Origin of the sequence: Xenorhabdus innexi, from assembly GCF_002632485.1 — a bacterium.
In the GTDB taxonomy this organism is placed as follows: domain Bacteria; phylum Pseudomonadota; class Gammaproteobacteria; order Enterobacterales; family Enterobacteriaceae; genus Xenorhabdus; species Xenorhabdus innexi.
The window spans coordinates 53986-78561 of record NZ_NIBU01000003.1 but is presented as its reverse complement, the minus strand read 5'-3'; the positions used below and the strand labels follow the sequence as shown (position 1 = coordinate 78561).

Sequence of the window (24576 nt, the reverse complement as noted above, 5' to 3'; positions counted from 1 at the left end):
GAGGGAGAAGGAATTAACTCCCGACCTGAAGATGATTCAGTAGGCCGGGAGATTATCTTTAAAATACTACCTGTATTTTTATTTGGCTTTCCAGATAATGCCAGAAACTTTCCATGTTCTCAGCACATCATCTGGAGGCATCAACTCTTCCGAGCCATTCCATATGCCAGTAAATACATAACTGATATTTCGGCTTTGGGGAGCAACACAGATAACCTTCTGCTGCATAGTTGAATCACCGGAATGATGGCAGGAGCCATAAGCTTTGTCATACACAGTGGAGAAAGGCATTCCTATTTTTGTTCCCCAAATAGTTTTCACCTTTTCATCCAGAATAATAATCTTATCCACTTTTCCATGGTTCTGACCCGATAATTCAATTCTGACCTGCCCCGCTTCCATTCCCTGTACTACACTGAATAATTTGCCATTTTTAATCTCCATGCCGCTACGCAGACGATATCGATTATCCAGCCCCTGCTTAATAGCCGATAAGTTCATATCGGTTTGTTTGTTGACTCCCCCTATTCCCAATTCAGATACCTCCAAAGCATGACTGAACCAATTGGAGGGAGACAGGGAAGACCATGAAAATCCAGATGTTCCTGCACAGGCTGTTAATAACAGTGAGCTCCCTATAAGGCCACTGAGTGCCATAATCCTTTTTTTAAAAAATAAGTTAAATATAGAATATCTTTTCATCACAACTTGTTACCTTTGTTTATCTTACCGTCTTATTATTCACAATATCCTTCAGATAATTATAAATAAACTACCTTCTTGATACAGAGGTATGTAAAAAAATAAATAACAGCATAATTTTATAATCCTGTTATAAGATCGTTTACAAAAACACCAATATCATATTGACTATGGAATAAATATAAACCAATTGTTAAACCCCATGGTGGCGAAAATGCTTCCAATATTATTTATTGATTTTTCAATTTCCCCTGTTGTAATAAATAGTTTTTTAACAACACAGGTTATGACAAATACAGCAACACCCCAAATTCTATATCTAAGAAATGATATAAGAAAAAACATTATTATTCAGCATAATAAAAAAACATACAGGATTGAAAATAACAATATAATCTGTAACCTTTCTCTACCTAATTGGAAAGTTTTGATAAAAAACCAAAAATTATCACTTAAATACCATTACCATTTATTTAAGACTAACCATGAGAAAGTCAGAGTTGCAATCATTCCTAAAAATACAGAGAAAAATAGTTTAATATCAAAACATACCATCAAAAAAATCAAATATCAGTCTGGACTTAATCATATAATAAAGAAAATAGCAAGAAATCTACTAAACCTTCTGAAGAAGATACCATTAATGGCCGAACAGATAATCTATTTCAGCCAGTTACCATTGATATTTAAGCAATAATTAGGCGCTTATTAAATATAGCATGCTCCTGTCCCCAATAATCGTATTCCATTTTTTCACACATACAAATTGTCGCATCATTCTCTTCTGGAACCATGATTAAGATACTGGGGCAGCCTCTAGCCAATAATTTTTTTTCAAGGCGGGAAACCAATGCATTAGCAATGCCCCTCCCTCTGAATTCGGGATGAACACCTAAATAATAAGCATGACCTCGATGCCCATCGTAGCCACCCATTACTGTCCCGACAACTTCTCCAGCCACTTCAGCAACCAGAAATAAATCAGCATCATGAGTTAATTTACGCTCAATATCGAGTTCCGGATCATCACCGGGATTAATCAAATCACAACGCTCCCAAAGTGTGATAACGGCTTCAAAATCTTCTTGCCGAAATACTCTAATTTCCATAGTTAGCCAGCCTGTTCAATAAGCAATTAGTTCAATGTCAATAAGCACTACTTTCATTTCAGAATCAATATGAAAATGCGTTCATTGATACTAACAGGTATACTGCCTATAGCCATAAACTAACCAGAATGAAAGCAGAAATGAATATAGCTAATATATCTCAAGTTAAGAATTTTTTCCTCTCATTACAAGATGAAATCTGTAAACAACTTGAACGTCTGGATGATCATTCCCATTTCATAGAAGAGTGCTGGCAGCGAGAAGAAGGGGGTGGTGGACGCAGCCGGGTTTTAACATCGGGTAAGGTTTTTGAGCAGGCAGGAGTGAACTTTTCCCATGTCTCAGGGGATTCTCTGCCTTCCTCAGCAACCGCTCACCGCCCTGAACTGTCGGGGCGCAGCTATCAGGCAATGGGCGTTTCTCTTGTTATTCATCCCCTGAACCCTTATGTTCCGACCAGTCATGCAAATGTACGCTTTTTCATTGCAGAAAAAGAAGGTGAATCCCCCATCTGGTGGTTTGGTGGCGGATTTGATCTCACTCCCTATTATGGTTTTAAAGAAGATGCCGTTCACTGGCATACCGTTGCCAGTACGTTATGTCAGCCATTTGGTGATGATATTTATCCGAAATATAAAAAATGGTGTGATGATTACTTCTTTATTAAGCATCGTAATGAACCTCGCGGTATTGGAGGTTTATTTTATGACGATTTAAATAGTCCGAATTTTGATACTTGTTTTGATTTCACACAGGCTGTGGGGAATGGTTTTCTGTCAGCCTACCTACCTATTGTTGAAAGAAGAAAAGATATCAGTTGGGGAGAAAGAGAAAGACAATTCCAATTATATCGCCGTGGCCGCTATGTCGAATTTAATTTAGTCTGGGACAGAGGAACGCTATTCGGCCTGCAAAGTGGCGGGCGAACCGAATCTATACTGATGTCTATGCCTCCTTTAGTTCGCTGGGAGTATAATTATTCTCCTGAGCCAAATTCTCAGGAAGAAGAACTCTACACATCATTTCTGATAAAAAAAGATTGGATATAAGTAAACTCAAAAATAACTCAGTAGCATATTTATGCTATTGGGTTATTTATCACTATTCTAATCTAAATTTCAAATAAAATATTACCACTCCATTTTCATATCAATGGATTGATAATTTTCTTAATCATTTTTCATTAATAATATTCTGTTATAAAAAGTCAATATTTAACCTAATGACTGTCACTTAAATTATAGATAGTATGCAAATGGGCGCCCAAAACAACAAACATAATACTGGCAAAAAAAGGTAATTATTATGAAAAAACAAGAAATTAGCAGATGTTGTTTAATCCCTCCATTTGTCTTAGAGCAAATATCAAATCACTGTGATGAGTATACTAATCAACATGTATTAAAAACATTAGATCATGTTTATAGTTTAATGAAAATTACGGACTTAGAAAATGCTTCACAGACAGAATATGAAACAGAATCTGATGAAACAATAAAACCAAACAGAACTATCTATGATGCCGAACAAAAAGAAGAATTCCCCGGAGGTAAATTAGTCCGAAATGAAGGTATGCCAGACAGCGATGATATTGCCGTCAATGAAGCCTATGAGTATCTTGGAAAAACCCATGAGTTTTACAATAAGATCTTTGGTCGTAATTCACTCGATAATCGAGGACTTAAATTAGTTGCGACCGTTCATTATGGTAAAAATTATTTAAATGCGTTCTGGTCAAGAAAGCAAATGGTTTTCGGTGATGGCGATGGTCAGTACTTCAACCGTTTTACCTCCGCTATTGATGTAATCGCACATGAATTAACGCATGGAGTTATTCAAAACGAAGTTAATCTCTATTATGCCTATCAGTCTGGTGCTCTGAATGAGTCCATTTCAGATGCATTTGGCATAATGGTAAAGCAATATGCCAATCACCAAAGAGCGGATGAATCCGACTGGTTATTAGGGAAAGAGATACTTGGCCCCCATTTTAATCCAGAGAATAAATCCGATATTGCCTTACGTTCATTTATAAAACCGGGCACTGCATTTTCTAACGACAGACAGGTTGCTCATATGGATCAGTATGAAGAGTTACCAATTACACTGGATAATGGAGGAGTTCATATATATTCAGGAATTCCTAACAAAGCATTTTACCTGCTAGCCATTGCTCTGGGGGGTTATTCATGGGAACGAGCTGGCAAAATCTGGTATGAAACTTTGTTGGATGACGACTTATCTTCATATGCTACTTTTGATGAGTTTGCCACATTAACTATTAAGAGTGCAGAACGATTATTTGGAAAAAATATCGCCCACATTACCAGTCAGTGCTGGAAAGAAGTCGGTGTATTGTTACCCAAAAACGACAGTAAAAATATTAATATAATATCTTGACGAATGACAACATTAATTTCATTTTAATCATTATATTAACATAAAATCATTCGTTAAATTCACTATTACATTTACAATTTAATAAACTTGAAAAAAGGAAAAAGCATTTAATTAGTAGAAAACTGTGCAACTTAGGCTAATAATTTAATTGGGATCCCAAAAACACACAGCATTCAAAAAATAAATCGGGGTATCATTATGTGCAAAAACACGATACACAACATTATTCCTCCAAACTTATTCGAATATATTATTAAAAATTGTGATGAAAAGGATAAGGCACCAATATTAAAAGCATTAAATCATACTTATAATTTAATGAATTATTATGCTGGCATAGGAAGTTCATCATTGGTATATAATCCAGGATCTGACAAAAATTTGGACAGAATAATATATGATGCCAAAAATACAGATAAGTATCCTGGTACAAAAATAGTGCGGACTGAAGGTTCTTCTGAAAGTAGAGATATTAGTATTAATGAGGCCTATGAGCATCTTGGTATAACTTATCAATTCTATAAAGAAATTTTTGGTCGTAATTCAATTGATAATAAAGGACTTAAGTTAGTCGCTACAGTGCATTATCTTGAAAATTATGCAAATGCATTTTGGGCAGATAATCAGATGGTTTTTGGTGATGGAATGAAACCATACTTTAATCGTTTCACATCCTGTATTGATGTTACAGCGCATGAGATGACACACGGCGTCACTCAATATGAAGCAGACCTTGACTATGCCTATCAAGCCGGTGCACTCAATGAGTCTATTTCAGATGTATTCGGTATTATGGTGAAACAATTTTCCAATAATCAGAAATCCACTGAATCTGACTGGCTGATAGGTCAGGGAATTTTCGGGCCAAAAATGAACCCTGATAATGATCCCAACCTTGCACTGCGCTCGTTCAAAAATCCGGGAGCCGCCTATTCTGACGATGATCAAGTCGGTCACATGGATCAGTACGAAGAGCTTCCTTTTTCAAATGATAACGGTGGAGTTCATAAATATTCAGGAATTCCAAACAAAGCATTCTATCTGTTAGCAACGGATTTGGGAGGGTATTCATGGGATCAGGCCGGTAAAATCTGGTATAACACTTTGACAGATAACAACCTGTCTAACAAAGCAAGTTTTGATGATTTTGCGAAATTGACTGTAAATAATGCCAACAAACTCTTTGGTAAAAGTGTTTCAAATCATGTTACTGATGCGTGGAATCAAGTAGGTGTCCTGCGCTGATAATAAAATAATACTATTGGTACGGGGGTTGGGAAAACCCCTGTTTTTATCCTCATATATATTTCTATTTTCCCCACTTCACAGGTTATTATTTTTTCTCATTATATCCGTTCTACCTGAAACAATTTTCTTAATTGTATGAATTACCAATGGTATATAATTCATTATGGTTCTTAAATCTTATCTACTTATCACATATAGAATTAACAAAATAAATGAATAAAAAAATTTACATTTCTAGTAATGACTGGTTTAATTATTTTGACTAATATTTAGACTAGCAAGGTAGATTATACTCAATGAATTTCAATACATCATGTGGCAAGGGTATGACAAATTCACCAAGAACGAGTTTACCCAGCCAAAGGCTGCTCTCCGGTGAGATGTAGGTGCTTCTCATTAATCCCCAACAGTATAAACTTCATCGTATATTTATAAAAACGGTGATGGTGACAGGGGTAAGTCAGTAAAGCCAACAAAATTTTAGGTGACTTGAGAGATGTCGGGTATATAGATGCTAAGCTCACACACTAACAAGTTAGGTATATTATGTGCAATTCAACCAATCAACGCTGTATAGTTCCACCTCATTTGCTGGAATATATTGCAAAGCACTGTGATGAAAAAGATAAGGAATATGTGCTAAGAACATTAGAGCATGTTAATAGCTTAATGAGCAAATCAGCCCAAAAACCTCCATTACAAAAAAAAGATATAACTAAAACTGATAAAGAAAAAAGTAATTAATCATTCGATGATAAAAATATAATCCAGAAGATAATCAATTCAATTATTCATCAGAGTGATGAATAATATTAAACTAAAATAAAGAGCTATTTATAGCTCTTTATTTTATTAATTTTTACTTAATTAACGCTTTTTCAAATGTTCCATCAAACGCTTACGTTTGCGAAGCTGTGTTGCTGTTAATGTATTTTTCTTACCCGCATATGGGTTAGCCCCTTCTTTAAACTGAATGCGAATAGGTGTACCCATCACTTTTAAAGAACGGCGGAAATAATTCATTAAGTAACGCTTATATGAATCAGGCAAATCTGTTACCTGATTGCCGTGAATAACAACGATTGGCGGATTATATCCTCCGGCATGCGCATATTTCATTTTAACCCTGCGCCCGCGTATTACTGGTGGCTGATGATCATCTTCAGCCATACGCATGATGCGGGTGAGCATAGAGGTATTAATACGACGGGTTGCACTTTCATAGGCTTCCAGAATCGAATCAAACAAGTTCCCTACCCCACTGCCATGTAGCGCAGAAATAAAATGGACACGGGCGAAATCAACAAAGCCCAGACGTAAATCCAGCATGTCCTTAACATGATCACGGTCTTCTTGTGTCATACCATCCCATTTATTCACAGCAATGACTAAGGAACGACCACTGTTAAGAATAAAGCCAAGCAGGGAAAGATCCTGATCCGAAATGCCTTCACGGGCATCAACCACCAGCAGCACAACGTTAGCATCTTCAATTGCCTGAAGTGTTTTGATAACGGAGAATTTCTCTACTGTTTCTGTTACCTTGCCACGTTTACGAACTCCAGCCGTGTCAATCAGAACATATTCACGGCCGTCACGTTCCATCGGAATATAAATACTGTCACGGGTTGTGCCCGGCATATCGAAGACAACAACACGTTCTTCACCCAGAATACGGTTAGTCAGTGTGGATTTACCCACATTTGGACGCCCGACTATCGCTAATTTCAATGGCAATGTTGTCGGATCAAAATCATCTTCCTGTTCTGCTTCTTCAGCAGCTTCTTGTTCAGCCTGTTCCAACTCAGCCCAATAGGCTGCATTAGCCTCTTCCTCGGTTAATTCAACTTCCTCTTCTTTCTCCTCTCCATAGAAAGGCAACAGAGAATGTTCAATCAACTGTGTTACACCACGCCCATGAGAAGCAGCGATGGAGTGTATATCACCCAAACCCAGTGAATAAAACTCAGCAACGGATGTATCAATATCAATACCGTCGGTCTTATTTGCTACTAAAAAAGTTGATTTTTTACGACTGCGCAAATGCTTTGCAATCGCGTGATCAGCAGGCATCAGCCCGGATCTGGCATCAACCATAAACAGAACGATATCTGCCTCTTCGATTGCCATCAGAGACTGCGCAGCCATGTGTGTTTCTACGCCCTCTTCTGTTCCGTCAATACCACCGGTATCAACGATAATAAATTCTTTCCCTTCAACTTCTGCACGGCCATATTTACGATCGCGGGTTAAACCGGGGAAATCCGCGACCAATGCATCTCTGGTACGGGTTAATCGGTTAAATAAAGTAGATTTGCCGACATTGGGGCGCCCAACCAGCGCAACGACAGGTATCATTTTTGATGCCTCATGACTAAATGTAAATCGATATCCTGCAAAAAAAGAGGCGCTTGAAGTTCGTTCACAACAAAATCTTCTTCTCATAGCTGCAAGATACTAAAAAGACGACACGGCTCCTGTCATTACAGGAGCCGTGTCCAGATAAAACGTATTAAAACATATTTTGTTTCTGTATATCAGCGTGTATACAGGTAAACTGTACCATTCTTTGCCTGCACCATCAGCTTATCACTGGCAATGACCGGACGACTCAACAGACCGGAGCTATCAACTTTATGTTGAGCCACAAACTGACCATCTCCCATATTCAGCCAGTGCAGGTAACCTTCTCCATCACCCACAACCAGATAGCCGTTATACATTTCCGGTGCAGTCAGATTACGATGCAACAGATCATTCTGAGACCAAATTGTTACCCCATCACTTTTACGCAGGGATAAGATACGATCATCCTGGTCGACAACAAAAATATTGTTGTCAGTGACAACCATATCATTGATGGAACCAAGTTCTCGCTTCCAGATAACCTGACCAGAACGCATATCCATCGCAACCAGATTGCCATTATAAGCGATGGCATAAATGACATTATCAGAAATGACCGGAGTCATATCAACATCATTCAAACGATCGATTTCAGTTGCTCCAGTCACCTGAGAAATACGCTGTTGCCAAATAAGTTGCCCCTGAGAAAGCAGTACAGCGCTGACACGACCATTGTCACCACCGACAATCGCAGCACCATATGCCACAGCAGGCGCTGACTCACCACGGACAGACAACGGCGGCGTATCCATATTGATGGACCAGGCAATAGAACCATCCTTTTCATTCAATGCCTGCAACATCCCGTTACCGGTATGAATCAGGATAAGGCCATCACTTAATACCGGACGGGATAAGGCTTCACCAGCAACCTGAGCTTCCCACTCAACTTTGCCGCTTGTTGTATCTAATGCGATAACTTTGGCTTTTTCTGTACCAACATACAGACGATCACCCGATACCGTCAAACCACCGGACAACAGCGCAGGCAAACGTGATGACAGCAGGCCTGTTTTCTCTGACAGATCTGTTGACCACAACTCTTTGCCGCTATCTATATCAAATGCTTTGACCAGACCATTCCGGTCAGCAACATAAACAGCAGAACCCTGCCATGCAGGTGATAAGTGAGAGTAATAATGACCAACTCCACTTCCAACTGACTTATCCCACACGACATGAGGGTTGAATTGGTTTTCAACCTTTGGCAACGGGGACATTATGACCGTATCCTGTTCGCTTGAGCAACCCGCCAGCAGAACAGAAGCAACCAGTCCAACCAGAAGTGTTTTTCGCAGTTGCATTAGAGTTGGCTCCCTTAGTTGGATAAATTATCTAGTTTAACTTGAATCATCTCTTTCAAAGCCTGAGTCCCTTGAGATTCCAACCCTCTGGAATATGCCTCACGCGCACCTGCTGTATCCCCTTTCTTAGCCAGAATATCACCCCGGATACTCTCAACTGCAAGCTGCCATCCTTTACTTTTAACCTGCTCCAGCGTTTTTAATGCTGCATCAGTTTTGCCTTCTGCTAATTGAACCCGCGCCAGACGAATATCAGACAAGGCCTGCATATCCTTATCCTTAGCTTTACCCGAAGCGGTCAGCAAATATTTCTCTGCCTGAGCCAGATCATTCTTATCAGCAGCCTGTTTTGCCAGTTCCATATCGGTCATCACACCGTAGATATTATTCGTTTCGTTAGCGAATTTCTCTGCGGCAGAGAGACCTTCTTTAGAACCTGATGCTAATGACTGGTTCATTTGTTCAAATGCTATTGCAGTATCCTGTAACTGGTTTGTTTGATGAGATTGCCAGTAGCGCCAGCCAACAATTGCCCCAATCCCCAGTACTAAACCAACAGCAATATATTTACCGTTGTTAACGAAAAAACGCTTTATTGCATCAACTTGTTCAGTTTCAGTGGTATAGACTTCCACAGAGTCTCTCCTTAGCCTAACAGTTCGCTCAAACGTGCTGCGATCGTTTGTTGTGGTAATGTTTGTTGTTCACCATTACGTAAGTCTTTCACAGTGACATTACCTGTACTAATTTCATCTTCCCCTAAGAGCAGGGCAATTTTGGCACCATGCTTACCCGCACGCCCCAATTGTTTCTTAAAGTTACCACCACCGTGATTGGTCATCAGGCGTAACGCCGGTAATTCATCACGGATTTTCTCTGCCAGAATCAGTGCGGCCTGTTGGCTGCCTTCACCAAAGGAAGAAAGGTAAACATCAGCGACGGTGAGATCGGCAACAAATTCAGGATTCACTTCCTGAACCAGCAGGATCATTCGTTCCATACCCATTGCAAAGCCGACTGCTGGTGTTGATTTCCCGCCCAGTTGTTCAACCAGACCATCATAACGCCCACCAGCGCAGACTGTACCCTGAGCACCCAATGCAGAAGTGACCCATTCGAAAACTGTGCGGTTGTAGTAGTCAAGACCACGCACCAGACGCTGGTTGATACGGTACTGAATACCTGCTGCATCCAGAATTCGGCACAGACCGTCAAAGTGTTCTTTTGACTCTGCATCAAGATAATCAAACAGAGCCGGAGCATCATTAAGCAGTGCCTGAATATCAGGATTTTTGGAATCCAGAACACGCAGTGGGTTCGTATACATGCGGCGCAGACAGTCTTCGTCCAGTTTATCCTTATGCTGCTCAAGGAAAGCAACCAGCGCATCACGATAATTTGCACGAGCTTCCAGAGAACCGATGGAATTCAACTCGAGTGTCACATGATCAGAAATACCCAACTCCCGCCACCAGCGCGCAGTCATCAGGATCATTTCGGCATCAATATCAGGCCCCTGAAGACCAAACACTTCAGCGCCTAACTGATGAAACTGGCGATAACGACCTTTTTGTGGGCGTTCATAACGGAACATCTGGCCAATGTACCATAAACGCTGTTCCTGATTGTACAGCAGACCATGTTCGATACCGGCACGAACACAGCCAGCTGTGTTTTCCGGGCGCAGGGTCAGACTTTCTCCGTTGCGGTCATTAAAGGTGTACATCTCTTTTTCGACCACATCAGTCACTTCCCCGATAGCTCGTTTGAATAACGGGGTCTGCTCTACAATCGGTGTTCTGATTTCACTGAAGCCATAACCAGCCAGCACACGTTTTATTGTAGATTCAACACGTTGCCAAATCGCTGTTTCAGCAGGAAGGCAGTCGTTCATGCCACGAATAGCCGAAATGTTTTTTGCCATGTTTTATCTCTTATTAATATTTTTACAATAGAGTCGATTATAAAAGCGAATATTCTCAGGGTTCAATCAGCAAACAAAATAATACCGACTCAAATAGCATGAGCCGGTATTAAATTTTACTTCTCAAGCTGATTGATGCTGATCCGTTTACTGGCATCAAGGATCACGGCCTTGGCCCGGATTTTCGCTTCAAGCTGGTCAATCAAATCATTATTATCGAGGCGCTCTTTCTGACGGACGCCATCTTCATAAAAACCACTTTTCGTTTTCGCGCCGGTCACACCCAATGTGGAAACTTCAGCTTCTCCGGGACCATTGACAACGCAGCCGATGATGGAGACATCCATCGGAGTGATCAAATCTTCAAGACGTTGTTCAAGCGCGTTAACTGTACCGATAACATCAAATTCCTGACGGGAGCAGGTCGGGCAGGCAATAAAATTAATGCCCCTTGAACGGATACGCAGTGCTTTCAGAATATCGAAGCCAACTTTAACTTCTTCCACAGGATCGGCTGCCAGAGAGATACGCAGTGTGTCCCCGATCCCTTCGGATAACAGCATGCCCAAACCAATTGAGGATTTCACCGCACCTGCGCGGGCACCCCCTGCTTCGGTAATCCCTAAATGCAGAGGCTGATCAATTTTCTGAGCCAGCAAACGATAGGCACCTACGGCGAGAAACACGTCAGATGCTTTAACACTGACTTTGAACTGATCAAAGTTAAGACGGTCAAGGATATCGACATGGCGCATCGCTGATTCAACCAATGCTTCCGGTGTCGGCTCGCCATACTTTTCCTGTAAATCTTTTTCCAAAGAGCCGCCATTAACCCCAATACGGATAGGTATATTATGATGGCGTGCACAATCTACAACCTGACGAATCCGCTCTTCATTACCTATATTGCCGGGATTAATACGCAGACAATCAACACCATATTCGGCAACTTTTAATGCAATACGGTAATCAAAGTGGATATCGGCAACCAGCGGAACATTGACTTGTTGTTTGATGTGTTTAAAGGCTTCCGCCGCATCCATGGTTGGCACCGAAACACGGACAATATCAACACCTACACGTTCCAGCGATTTGATCTGATTAACGGTCGCCTCAACGTCTGTTGTCCGTGTATTCGTCATTGACTGCACCGCAATAGGTGCGTTATCCCCAATAGGTACATTACCGACATAGATACGTGTGGATTTACGTCTTTTTATCGGTGATTCATTATGCATTTTTACATTACTCCCCTACATCCCTGTATTTTATTTATAAAAATTACAACTATGCTGTGGTGAATAATACATATAGGCGAACCTGAACCCCAGTTCAATATTCGTTTCAAAGGACATTCGTCTCAAAGAATCTTCGCCTCAAAGTATGTACCCAATAAACGTGTCAAAATCAAAATTCACTTATGGCAGTGTCAGTTTGGCATTGGTGCCTTTCTTAATAAACGCATCCATATTCACACGTTTTCCCTGAAACTCTATCTCAACCTGGGAAGGAACCCCAACATTAAGTGAATAAGGTAAAGAGCCGGATACTTTCAGGCTGTTTCCCTTATATTTTGTGCCACTAAACAGTACTTTACCTTTGCTATCTCTAACTTCCAGCCAGCATCTGCCTTTGAAGTTAAATACCAGCTCATTGCTATTCACAGCACTGGCCTGATTCGCACTTGTAGAGAGAGGATTCGTTGGCGACACAGAATCTGCTGGCGCTGTATTCGTTGCTGGCGCTGCTGGGTTCTCTGTACCCTGATTTACTGAGGTAATACCTGTAGAAGTGGTATTACCGGAAGCTGCCGGTGACTGACTAGCCGATACTGAAACTGAGTTAGTCTGAGTTTGTGAGGGAGCAGGCGTACCGGAAGGTAATTGTGCCTGACTATCTGTAGTCGCACTGTTTAATGGCAGCAGTGCATTTTTTTCTGTTTTGGCTGTACCGGATTGCTCTTTCGCATTTAGGGAAGGGCTGATTGCGACAGAATTGGTATCAGACTGTTCATTGGCAGATTTTTGTACCTGAGCATCAGACTGCTCAGTCATTGAAACCAGATCTTTTTGCGAAACCTGATAATTCTGCCACCACCATACGCCTGTCATGCCCAGCAATACAATAATGACAAGCCATGTGAATTTCATCAGCCAGCCATCACGCTTTTTACGTATTTTTTGGGCAGAAAAACTCTGCATCTGAGATGTTTTTAGCGCCTTATGTGGCATCTGTGCATCTAACTTGGCTAAAATCTCAGCCTCTGGCACCTGAACAAGTTTCGCATAAGCACGAATATAACCGCGAAAGAATGTTGGTACGATATTGTCAGGAGCATTATCTTCTTCAATATCACGAACAGTGGACACTTTAAGACACAAGCGATCTGCCACAGTCTGCTGAGAAAGTTCAAGTTTTTCACGAGCCTGACGCAAGATCTGACCCGCTGTCAGATTAGCTTCTTCTGGGTAAGTTTCAGTCTTCATTATCTAAGGGCACTGGTACTGTTCAGGTTAAAATATTCACACAAATTAATTAATCATCAATTACAATTAGTTAACTTATGTAGCGAAATCATTTCATCCTGCGTCAAACGCAGGTAGTCATTTACAACTCCTACTTATTGCGATGATTCACCACAACGGGAATAGGAGCCGGTATTACTTTTTATAGCTAAACTCTCTGTGAGCAAATTATCTGTGATCACGCGATCCGCAACCAAATTTTTAGCTTCTTTGTACCGTTTTTGTTCACAGAGAAAAGCATAATAATGAACTCTTACAGTATCATCTCCTGCTCCATACCGCATTGCCATTCTGTAATGACGGTCGGCAGATTCAGGCTGATCTGCATATTGTTCATGTAACGCCATTCCCAAATGTGCTTGTGAGTGACGAGGTTCAGCTAATAGAATTTTCTGAAAATGAAATCTGGCAGCCGGTAAATTCCGTTCTGCCAGATATGCTTTCCCTAGCTGTAATCGGGTATCTACTGCAACAGCATGATGAGACCGGTTCTGGGAGTATTCCGCACAACCTGTCATCAGACTAAGACAAACTATAGACCAAATTATTGATTTCCGTATCATATCATTTTCATTTATAAGGATATGTCAAACTTCACCAGATTTTTAGCCAATTACCGGAATTGGACAAAAAATTAGACTGTTTTTACCTGAATAGGTTCACCTGCTAAACGTTTTCTCATCGTTCGTTTTGTTCTGTCGATAACATCACCCGCTAATTGCCCACAGGCTGCATCGATATCATCCCCTCTGGTTTTACGCACAATAGTGGTAAAGCCATATCCCATCAGAACTTTGGAAAAACGGTCAATCCGGCTGTTGGAGCTGCGCCCGTACGGTGCGCCGGGGAACGGATTCCAAGGGATCAGGTTGATTTTGCTTGGCGTATCTTTCAGACATTCGGCTAATTGGTGAGCCTGCTCAACGCTGTCATTCACATGATCAAGCATCACGTACTCTACTGTGACACGCCCCTGATTAGCGTTGGATTTCGTCAGATAACGACGGACACCAGCCAGAAACTCTTCAATATTGTACTTGCGGTTAATCGGTACAATTTCATCACGGATATCGTCAGTCGGAGCATGGAGGGAAATTGCCAGTGCAACGTCGATCATATCGCCCAGTTTATCCAGAGCAGGCACTACGCCGGATGTTGACAGGGTTACGCGCCGTTTTGACAGGCCAAAGCCAAAATCATCCATCATGATTTCCATGGCTGGCACCACATTGTTCAGGTTCAGTAATGGCTCACCCATCCCCATCATCACCACATTGGTGATTGGGCGGCGACCGCTGGATTTCAGCGAGCCAATAATTTTAGCCGCACGCCAGACCTGACCAATAATTTCAGAAACCCGCAGGTTGCGGTTAAACCCCTGCTGGGCAGTAGAACAGAACTTACATTCTAAAGCACACCCAACCTGAGATGAGACACACAGCGTCGCACGGTCATCTTCGGGAATATAAACCGTTTCAACCTGTTGATCTCCTACAGTAATTGCCCACTTGATAGTGCCATCCGAAGAACGCTGTTCTTCTGCAACTTCGGGTGCTCTGATTTCAGCAACCTGTTGTAGTTTTGATCTGAGCACTTTATTGATGTCAGTCATTTGCTCAAAATCGTCATAGCAATAGTGGTACATCCATTTCATGACCTGATCGGCACGAAACGGTTTTTCCCCCATTTCAATGAAAAACTGGCGCATTTGTTTGCGGTTAAGATCAAGCAGATTAATTTTGCCGCTTGTCTTATCAGGTGTGAAAGAAGTGACAGAAGTTGAAGATGGTTCGGCTGAGTTAAGTTGGGACATTGTCTGGGACATATTGTTACATCGCCTCGTTGTTACACTTTCGGCTCTGTGCTGATTTCATTTCAGCACTAAGTTTTCATGCGGTGGCTACTGATTCAGTAAACAGACTTCATATTCAATGAACATAGCTCAATAAATGTGTCCTTTTGCGAAAACACATCCAGCGTTAATTGTCTATTGAAATGAAATAATAAACGCCCCACTAAATCAAATCAGTGGGGCGCGACATTGTACAAACTTTACTGTTCAGATGCTACGAGAACTACACATCCCGGCCATCTTTCAGGCAGTCTTTTTGAAGTGGCTCGAAACTTATTGAATATCAGCTACGAGAGAAAACTTCATCATCACTGAAAAAGTAAGCAATTTCACGGTTTGCAGATTCAATGGAATCTGAACCATGTACCGCATTTTCAGTAAAGCTGTCTGCATAATCAGCTCGCAGAGTACCTGCCAGCGCGTTGTCCGGGTTAGTTGCACCCATCAGATCACGGTGACGCTGAACTGCATTTTCACCTTCCAGAACCTGTACCATGATTGGGCCGGATGTCATGAACTCTACCAGACCATCAAAGAAAGGACGGCCTTTGTGCTCAGCATAAAAACCTTCAGCCTGTTCACGAGTTAAATGCAGCATTTTAGCGGCGATGATTTTAAAACCGGCACTTTCAAAACGAGCATAGATGGAACCGATCACATCTTTCTTCACAGCATTAGGTTTAATAATGGAAAAAGTACGTTCAATCGTCATTGGATAACCCCTTTGGCACTTTCAGCGATGATTCATTTTAATTTTTTGTTCCCCCCTGATAAAACAGAAGGACAGAATTTATCCTGTTTTCCTGACAGGAATAAAAATAGGCGTTGATTATAGGAGGAGACTTTCAGCTTGCCTACAAAAAACACAACATTTTATTAAAACATTCTTAGCGAAAATGATAATTTTTTAGCATAAATCACATTTTTACAGTAAAAACCAATTAAAGACACTGCGGGTCAAACGTATTTTCAGTAATAACCCCTATTTCAAATATCTTACTTTTCTATCGATATGATCTGTCTTATTGGTTCATGTTATAAAATAATGCCTATGCAGGCGATGATTTCCCGCATAGGCATTCTGATCAAGATCATTGACTTAATGTTTTATATCATTATTTAAGCAGTATCAGTTACAAAACCGTGTTTTTTACACACTCTATAAAGGGCTTAACCTGCTCTTTTCTTTTCTCATCCAATGGTTTTTGGGTTTCATCAGACACGTCAAATTGCCCGGTAAACTGCTTACTATTGTCTTTAGTTGTCTTATCAGAAGTGCCGATAATACTAATAGTATATTTGTGTCCTTCAGGTAATAGATGTGTGCATTTTTTCAATGCTCCCTGCTTAATGACTTCTTTAGTTACTATTTGAGTGTCAACACCTTCTGCCGGTGTGTCTGCTAAAGAAATTGGTACATAAAATAAGCCCAGTAACAACGCATATGAAACAACTTTCATCTTTATTTCCTCACTGGTTTAATTAACATACATCTATTAGATAAATTGCAACTTACTGACTTAACATATTAAAATATCAATGCGATCTGTCTAAAACAGTAATAAATTTACTTTAAAACAAAAAACCGGATGAGTTTTCTTTTTATGGCAAAATGCTCGTCCATCTCACAAATCGTAATTGAATCATTTTAATACAAAATTGATTATGCTGATTTGCCCACTCATATCCAAAACACTGATCTGGTATTTTCCCGACTGCGATAATGTTTTAGTCCACGACTGGTTATTTTCAGTCACGGTAATCTGCTCACCATTCAAAAACCACCATTGCTGACCATAACCACCCTGTGTTGCTATTCGTAGATCTAACGTCCGTTTACCGGGCAAGCGTGTCAGAATATCTCCTTCCCGAATACCTGTGATCAATAATGGTGCCTCATCTGTTTTCATTGGCGGGCATTGAGGATTAATAGCAGGCAGACGATTCGCACGGCGCTCTTTCTCTGGTAACCACGCTTCCAGCGTAATTGGCCACAGAGCGATTGTTTCCGGTCTGACATCAGGGCAATCTGCGGCTACACGCAAACCATTTTTATCTACCCATATCTTTTCATTGATACCTGAAACTGATTCCTGCCCCACAGAAGGCAGTGTCGGCGGGATCGTATTGTCCAGAATCCAGCTCAAACGTCGCTGACGGCAGTTCTTGTCTTCTGCCCGGAATGCTGTACCGCCCGGCCAGCAGATAACTGCCTGACTGACACTCTCCGGTCTCGGATCAACAGGAATATGCTGCGAACCATAGTGCAGGCCAGCCATCAATAATCCATTAATCTGGTTCATGACAGGAATCGCAGTAGCATAACCGGATTGCCCCACAACCGGTGTTCCGTCCGGCCTTCCGACCCATACACCGATGGTATAACGAGCATTCAGGCCAATTGCCCATGCATCACGATAGCCATAGCTGGTGCCGGTTTTCCATGCCAGCGGTACTTCGGCAGGTAAAATATTATCCGGCAACGGGCGGCTTTCTCCTGCCATGATCCGCCTGACAATCCAGGCAGCTCCCGCTGTGAAAAGCTGCCTGTCCCTGAGGTTCTGCTCTGTTGTAAACCGTACCGGAGAAACTTTGCCCTGACGGGCAAACGCGCTATAAACAGCAACTAATTGATCCATACGAACAGATGTCCCTCCCAGAATCAGCGCCAGATTCGGCTCACTTCCCAGAGGAAAGCGCAGCACCATTCCTGCATTACGTAAATTAGCAGTAAACCGTTTCGCGCCATAGGCTTCCAGAAGCTGTACCACAGGCAAATTTAATGAGCGCGTCAATGCCTCGCTGGCACTAACCGGGCCATTAAACCCACTGTCAAAGTTTCCCGGTCGATAGTTATCAAAACGGCGGGGAACATCCTGTAAAAGAGATTCAGCGTGGATCAGCCCATCATCCAGCGCCATTGCATACAGAAAAGGTTTTAAAGTAGAACCGGGGGATCGCCATGAACTGACCATATCAACATGACCAAAGCGGCTGTTATCCTTAAAATCCGCCGAGCCAATATAAGCCTTCACCGTCATATCTGTATGGTCAACCACCAGCACACCCATTGATGTTTTTTCCGGCAATTGATGTTTCCAGTTAAGCACCATATCTTCCAGTTGGCGCTGTAAGCCTGTATCAATCGTTGTTCGGATGATTTCCTGCTGGTTATTGTGTGCCATTCTCCTTGCCAGCAGAGGAGCAAGCTGAGGAACCTGACGGGGAGCCAGCCACAAATTTTCTTCCTCTATATCCGCCACTTTTTCCGCTGACCAGACACCATATTGCGCCAGTCGCTGCAATACTTTATCACGTGCGGCCTGAGCCAGCTCAGGGTAACGATCCGGCCTTAAACGGCTCGGAGCCTGTGGCAATACTGCCAATAATGCCGCTTCACCCGATGACAAATCTGACGGTGGCTTACCCAGATATGCCCAGCTTGCCGCACCAACGCCCTGCAATGTACTGCCAAATGGTGCCCGATTCAGATACATCTCCAGAATTTCATCTTTGGAGTAATACCACTCTAATTGCAGAGTCCGCCAAAGCTGTTTGAACTTCCCACCAAAAGTACGTGAGTGAGGATCAACCAAACGGGCAACCTGCATAGAAATCGTGCTTCCTCCCGATACGATTTTTCCGGCACGTATATCCTGCCATGCTGCCCGTAACAATGAGAGCGGGTTCACCCCCGGATGTTGATAAAACCAGCGATCTTCATAAGTTAACAGTGCCTGAATATACTCAGGAGAAACTTGTTCTAACGTAACGGGATAACGCCAGATCCCTTCACTGTCAGCAAAACGCCATAACGGTGAACCATCTGCCCCCACCACAACCCGTGCGGCGGTGACGTTTTTTAATGGCAAAGGCCAGATTCTGTCGGCCAGCCATAAGGTGGCGAACAAGGTTAGTAATATCGTCGATGTGATCAGACCGATGCGGTAGAAAAATCTTTTCATTAAAGCGGAATCCGAAAAAAACAGCCCTTATCATCAGATATAAGGGCTGTTCATAAATCATGATTGAAAATCAGTCCCGATTACCGGACAACTTCCAGTTTTTCACCTGTTTCACCCACTGCGCGCCAGTCAGGTACGTACATGGATTCAACCTGTGGAGGCGGGATCTGGTAAATTCCCGGTGCAACAGCTCGGGCTAAATATAGCAGGGTAACTGGCTGGTAGGGTTGAACAGAAACTGCGGCAACAAAACGATCATCCCTGAATTCCATATGGCGAATATGCGCCTGCTGCATTTTGTAAACCATATCCGACAAGTTAGGTGCACTTTCACTCAGGCTGGCACTGCTGTATGCCAGGTTTTGGTTTTCAAGCTCCAGTCCGGCAGGCAGGAGATCGACAACCAGAGCATCTGAAACAGACTGAGTAGCTCTGATTTCCAGTTTTACCAGAAGTAGTTCGCCACTGCTCAGACGCTCTGGAGAGTAAGGTTTACCCGATAAATCAAGATAGGTACGCTTGATATTCAGAATATTTGAATAAGGTTCTGGTTTTTGCAGAGGATAACCCACCACATTCAGCCGTGAATACAAGGTATTATCTCCCCGATTGCTTATCTCAACACCATTCAGAAGCTGTTTCGCATCCAACGTATTATTTAATGCACTATCACGGTTAATCGGTGGTATTTGTCGGCTAATAACTGCTTGCCACGGTTGTTCACTGGCATCAATAAAATAACGTCCGGCCAGATAAAGCGCATTACTTTCCTGTGTTGAAAAGTATTTTTGGGACGAGATTTCATTGGATAACTTAAGCAGCTTTTCATCCCGTTCCTTAGGCAAGATTTTATTTTCCGCCAGCAGAGAGACAATCCATGCATCATCACGTATCGTGCTGCCATAATCATCCAGCCCATAACCAGACTGGCGGGATTCAGACACACCCAAGTGAATGGCTTCGTTTCCGCGATCATTATCTCCCATCATTTTTAATGCGATACCTAATTGCACCAGAGAGAGACCACTGCGAGTCTGTTCCCGTTGCTCATAGAGTTGTCTCAGGCTACTTAGTGGCGCTTTCTGCTGGCTGGCTAAAACCAATCCTGCGTAAGCCCGTGTGGAAAACTGTGTTGCATTGTGCGAATCACTGTAGCGATCATTGATGATATTTTTATCCTGTAAATAACGCAGCAACCGTTCATTGGCTGCTTTCAGGGCATCAACCGGAATGCTGTAACCCTGCTGATTGGCACGGAATAGGAAGTCTGCCGCATATGCGGTTAACCAATACTCTTCGTCACCATTGCGATCCCACAGAGAAAAACTGCCATCATAGCGCTGCATACTGAGTAAGTGCGTGATACCAGCTTCAATGGCTGCCCGGCGTTTTTCATCAGTTTGAGTATGAATGCCCAGTTTTTTCAGTTCAGCTTCATTGGAATAGAGCGACGGATAAAGCCCGCTGATTGTCTGTTCCAGACAGCCGTACGGATAAGCATATAATTCACGAACATAACGTGCGATTTGGAGTGGTGGCCTGCTGGTCAGTAAAAGCTGGCCTTCCAGTGTTGCCGGTGCCAGACCTGTAATCGCATCCGGCGGCAACAGCCATTCTTCGCCTTGTCGGATTATATTGGCAAACTGTCTGGTGACAGCAGGGTATGCCGGACGAACAGCAATTTTCCAACTGTTTTTGTATTGCTGTATTTCGTTGGATACTTTCAGGCCATCGAGTGTCAGGAAAATTTCGCCTTGCCCAAACCCATAGCCAGCTTTCACCGGAATGTGAATGGTTGCTTTTTCCCCTGTTTCCAGCGTGATGGTTTTATTCGCAGACTCCTGTAATTGTATCAACCCGGTTGTGCCAAAGTTCAGGGCCAGTTTTTGTGGCTGTTCAGTTAAGTTGGTGAGATCTAATGCCAGTTCAGTGTGATCTCCCCCAGCCATAAAACGCGGTAATGACATCTGAGTAACAACCGGTGCGGCCACAATGACTTTACGTTCACCATTGCCGAATTCCTCATCGCTCCATGCCTGTGCCATTAACCGGACTTCACCATTGAAATCAGGGATCGGTAACGTTATCTCACCTTCTCCATCCGCATTCAGGGTGATGGTTTTAGCCTGTTCTGCCAGAATATTGACTACTGTCAGCGGTTTTTTACCGCCTCTTTCGAACGTGTTTTCACCAACATCCCCCCCGAAGCGTAAATTTGCTTTTCGGCCTTCACTTTCAATTAGATGCCCGTAAACATCATACTGATCAACGCTATAACGTTTACGCCCGAAAAACGCCGTATAAGGGTCAGGTGTTTTAAAATCAGTAATACTGAGGACACCCGAGTCAACAGCAGAAATCAGTACATTAACCTGTTTTGGCAACTCTTTACCTTTTTGCGATGTTACCTTAATTTTGACAGGGAGATCCTGATTCGGGCGTACTTTTTCAGGAGCACTCAATGTCAGCTCCAGCTTACGGCCTTCATCCATAAGTGGTAAATGTAAGACGCCAATCGCCCGTTTTGATGTTGCCTGACGGCTTTTATCTCCCGGCCGCACGACAACAGCAGTCAGATACAGGTCATGGCGCGCCCATGATGGGTTAATCGGTACATCAATATCCAGACCTTTTGCCGGAACATCAATTTCCTGCCACCATAGCGGGCTATCGCTGGATTCCAGTAATAAATAGCCTTTACCAGCCTGTGGTGCTGCTATATGTAGTTTTACTTTATCTCCCGGTTTATACGCGGGTTTATCCAGTGATAATTTGACCTGATCCGGCCGGACTGCCCCTGTTCCTTCTGTATTATCCTGCCATGAATAACCCGCCCAGAAGTTCAGGCTGCTAACGAGCTGATTTTTCTGATCAACGATTTCAATACGATAAGAACCCCATTCAACCGGAAAACTGATTTTTGCTGTGCCATTTTCCGTAATTTGCACCGCTTCATCAGCCATAACGAGATCTTTCTGGTCATAGCCAGAATCCCAGCCGCCACTGCCAGACCAGCGCCAGTAATAATCACGGCGTTCATAAATTAAACGTGCTCTCAAATCATTCGTGGCGTATTTTTTACCTTCGGCATCCGCATAAACAACCTCAAACTCCGCCAGAGAATCTTGATCAACGCTATAGCGGCTTTCATCACGATGAGTGTAATAGTTGTAATTAGATTTTTTACTGAACAGCGGGCGTATACCCACCAGTTTTTCCGCAGGCCAGATAACCTGTTCAGCTCGGCGTGTTACCGGACGCCCGCCTGACTCAAGCAGACTGGCCTGCATGATGATTTTTATCGGAGAGGAAACATGCTTCCAGTTTTCATCATTAACAGAAATGTCCGTTTTTCCTTCTTTATTCAGGACTAAATCGAACTCATCCAGATCTCTGCTCAATTTCGTTTCTTCAGAGGAACCAAATTCATAGCCTGATAGCGTTGCGACTGCTTCACGAACCGGACGCATAAGTAACTGGCCTTGCAGGCGATTTTCAGCCGCCGGAGCACCATACAGATAGCGTCCCGTGATAGCAAAATTCACATTTTCATTTTTCAGTATTGGTCGGCTGTCAGAGTTTCCTTTAATCTCCAGAGCCATACGTTCAGGCATAAAGTCTTCAACGTTGAATTTGTAATAACGCGGTGTGTTATCACCCAAATCAAAACGCAGTGACCACATTCCTGTTCCGGCTGCCTGTGGAATTGCGTAACGGTATTGATACAACCCATTTTCTGGCTGCCAGACAAAACTGCGCACAACCTGATAATCAGCGTCTAATACCTCAACTTTTACCGGCTGGGGTTTCAGCAGACGACCATCCGCATCACGCAGTAAGCCATTAACGATCAGCGTTTCTCCCGGACGATAAAGATCCCTTGGGCCAAATACAAAAAACTGCCTGCTATAGCCTTGCTCACCACCAATATCAAACTCAGATAAATCCAGCGCAGGTGATGATAAATCAATCATACTGACTTGTTCATCCTGCATCGCCAGCAATAATGCTGCTTTCGGATTTTTCTCCAGCGTGGCATGACCATTGCTATCAGTCATTTTTTTTGACAGAAGCTGGCCGTTAATATCCAGTATACGAATCTCAACATCTTTCAGGCCGGAACCCTGTTCCAGTGACTGAGCAAAAACATCTGTCTGATTCAGATAGCGGTGCATTGAAATACCAATATCACTCCGAGTAAACAGCATCGCAGGATTGCTGTAAGTATATTTTCCGGCCTGCTGCATCACCGCCAGATAAGCACCACTCTTTTGCAGTTCTTCAATACCCTGTAATGGCAATAACAGTTTTTCGCGGGTATTCGGTGTCGGGTTTAAGTCAAAGCGCCCGGTGTAAACCAAATCAGCATTTTTCAGTAATTGCTCAGAATCCCAGGGTTCTATACCTCTGAGGTAGTCCCCATGAGCAATAACCATTGGTAATGCTGCTTCTTTTATACGGAAAAAATTAACATCGATCCGATTAACATTCAGTGCCAGAACAGGTAAACCTTCTGCCAGCTTACTTGGTAAAAGAACGCCTTTGCTGGCAAAACCAACAGCCGGTTTAACCGAGGCAGTCTGGAGTTTTTTCTCATAAGCATTGGCCAGACTGCGCCCGTTGATACCCTGTAAACCTTCATCAACCGTTAATCTTAATTCACGATCAGGAGGTAAATGACGAAGTCTCAGCTCCATTTGGTTATCCGACAGCTCCCATGCACCATCTAATTTGCCGGATTTAACATCAACTAAATGAACTGCCTGAGCAAAATTCTGATCTGCTTTCAGCGGAACAGAGAATGTCACCACCATTGCACTGGCGCCATCCAACTGTACTTCTGAGGCATCTAAAATGGTGACATCTTTACCCGTATAGCGCTCTTCCAGTAACTGAGAAGACGAGGGTTGAGGTGCTGAAGAGTGAGATCCGCGACCGGCGGTATCGGCTGTTTCTGATGTTGCCGGAATTGTTGAAGTTTCCGGTTTTATACTGTTTTCATTATCCTGCGATTGATCGCATCCGGATAAAATACCTAGTGCAAAGAATGCAAACAAAGTGACAACCATTACCGAGATTGTACGTTTTTTCCTTGTTGCCCATTGCCTCAGTTGAGGTTGATACATAACCATAATCCTTAT

19 protein-coding genes are annotated in these 24576 nt (G+C 42.6%); 5 read left to right on the top strand and 14 right to left on the bottom strand.

Annotation, left to right across the window (positions count from 1 at the left end):
* Window positions 1-78 precede the first annotated feature (78 nt).
* On the bottom strand, window positions 79-657 hold the full coding sequence (locus Xinn_RS02060) for an RpoE-regulated lipoprotein (protein WP_244590115.1): 579 nt from the start codon (window positions 655-657) through the stop codon (window positions 79-81).
* Window positions 658-916: 259 nt separating this feature from the next.
* Here Xinn_RS02060 and Xinn_RS02055 point away from each other — a divergent pair, with 259 nt between their 5' ends.
* Window positions 917-1399: a hypothetical protein gene (locus Xinn_RS02055; RefSeq protein WP_143706546.1), complete on the top strand. Its 483-nt coding sequence runs from the start codon at window positions 917-919 to the stop codon at window positions 1397-1399.
* Here Xinn_RS02055 and Xinn_RS02050 read toward each other — a convergent pair.
* A complete protein-coding gene (locus Xinn_RS02050; RefSeq protein WP_086956097.1) occupies window positions 1389-1811 on the bottom strand; it encodes a GNAT family acetyltransferase in 423 nt (140 codons plus the stop codon). The genes Xinn_RS02055 and Xinn_RS02050 overlap by 11 nt on opposite strands.
* 140 nt (window positions 1812-1951) lie before the next feature.
* Between Xinn_RS02050 and hemF the strand changes: the two genes are divergently transcribed.
* The 4 genes from hemF to Xinn_RS02030 all read left to right on the top strand — a co-directional run bounded on the left by hemF (window position 1952) and on the right by Xinn_RS02030 (window position 6203).
* Complete coding sequence (hemF, locus tag Xinn_RS02045) at window positions 1952-2860, top strand: oxygen-dependent coproporphyrinogen oxidase (RefSeq protein ID WP_086956614.1); 909 nt, start codon at window positions 1952-1954, stop codon at window positions 2858-2860.
* Window positions 2861-3116: 256 nt separating this feature from the next.
* Window positions 3117-4211, top strand: a complete 1095-nt coding sequence (locus Xinn_RS02040; protein ID WP_086956096.1) for a M4 family metallopeptidase — start codon at window positions 3117-3119, stop codon at window positions 4209-4211.
* A gap of 198 nt (window positions 4212-4409) precedes the next feature.
* Entirely contained in the window at window positions 4410-5456 is a 1047-nt protein-coding gene (locus Xinn_RS02035; protein ID WP_086956095.1) for a M4 family metallopeptidase, read from the top strand.
* 549 nt (window positions 5457-6005) lie between these two features.
* Window positions 6006-6203 (top strand): protealysin propeptide domain-containing protein, encoded by a 198-nt coding sequence (locus tag Xinn_RS02030; RefSeq protein ID WP_086956094.1) that lies wholly within the window; start codon window positions 6006-6008, stop codon window positions 6201-6203.
* Window positions 6204-6326: 123 nt separating this feature from the next.
* On the opposite strand, the gene der is transcribed toward Xinn_RS02030, so the two are convergent.
* The 12 genes from der to Xinn_RS01970 all read right to left on the bottom strand — a co-directional run bounded on the left by der (window position 6327) and on the right by Xinn_RS01970 (window position 24561).
* Window positions 6327-7817, bottom strand: coding sequence for a ribosome biogenesis GTPase Der (der, locus tag Xinn_RS02025; RefSeq protein ID WP_086956093.1), 1491 nt, complete (start codon window positions 7815-7817; stop codon window positions 6327-6329).
* A gap of 179 nt (window positions 7818-7996) precedes the next feature.
* Entirely contained in the window at window positions 7997-9169 is a 1173-nt protein-coding gene (gene bamB, locus Xinn_RS02020; protein ID WP_086956092.1) for an outer membrane protein assembly factor BamB, read from the bottom strand.
* Between the two features lie 14 nt (window positions 9170-9183).
* Window positions 9184-9804 (bottom strand): YfgM family protein, encoded by a 621-nt coding sequence (locus Xinn_RS02015; protein ID WP_086956091.1) that lies wholly within the window; start codon window positions 9802-9804, stop codon window positions 9184-9186.
* Between the two features lie 11 nt (window positions 9805-9815).
* Complete coding sequence (hisS, locus tag Xinn_RS02010) at window positions 9816-11093, bottom strand: histidine--tRNA ligase (RefSeq protein ID WP_086956090.1); 1278 nt, start codon at window positions 11091-11093, stop codon at window positions 9816-9818.
* Window positions 11094-11209: 116 nt separating this feature from the next.
* On the bottom strand, window positions 11210-12331 hold the full coding sequence (ispG, locus tag Xinn_RS02005) for a flavodoxin-dependent (E)-4-hydroxy-3-methylbut-2-enyl-diphosphate synthase (protein WP_086956089.1): 1122 nt from the start codon (window positions 12329-12331) through the stop codon (window positions 11210-11212).
* Window positions 12332-12511: 180 nt separating this feature from the next.
* A complete protein-coding gene (gene rodZ, locus Xinn_RS02000) occupies window positions 12512-13579 on the bottom strand; it encodes a cytoskeleton protein RodZ (protein ID WP_086956088.1) in 1068 nt (355 codons plus the stop codon).
* 134 nt (window positions 13580-13713) lie between these two features.
* Window positions 13714-14181, bottom strand: a complete 468-nt coding sequence (locus Xinn_RS01995; RefSeq protein WP_244590114.1) for a fimbrial assembly protein — start codon at window positions 14179-14181, stop codon at window positions 13714-13716.
* A gap of 71 nt (window positions 14182-14252) precedes the next feature.
* Window positions 14253-15431: a dual-specificity RNA methyltransferase RlmN gene (gene rlmN, locus Xinn_RS01990; protein WP_086956087.1), complete on the bottom strand. Its 1179-nt coding sequence runs from the start codon at window positions 15429-15431 to the stop codon at window positions 14253-14255.
* Between the two features lie 322 nt (window positions 15432-15753).
* Entirely contained in the window at window positions 15754-16182 is a 429-nt protein-coding gene (gene ndk / locus Xinn_RS01985; RefSeq protein ID WP_086956086.1) for a nucleoside-diphosphate kinase, read from the bottom strand.
* A 421-nt stretch (window positions 16183-16603) separates the two neighbouring features.
* Window positions 16604-16930 carry a hypothetical protein gene (locus Xinn_RS22605; RefSeq protein ID WP_244590113.1) on the bottom strand — a complete coding sequence of 109 codons (327 nt, stop codon included), beginning with the start codon at window positions 16928-16930 and terminating at the stop codon, window positions 16604-16606.
* A gap of 183 nt (window positions 16931-17113) precedes the next feature.
* Entirely contained in the window at window positions 17114-19435 is a 2322-nt protein-coding gene (gene pbpC / locus Xinn_RS01975; RefSeq protein WP_086956085.1) for a peptidoglycan glycosyltransferase PbpC, read from the bottom strand.
* A gap of 80 nt (window positions 19436-19515) precedes the next feature.
* On the bottom strand, window positions 19516-24561 hold the full coding sequence (locus Xinn_RS01970) for an alpha-2-macroglobulin family protein (protein WP_422645985.1): 5046 nt from the start codon (window positions 24559-24561) through the stop codon (window positions 19516-19518).
* Window positions 24562-24576 lie beyond the last annotated feature (15 nt).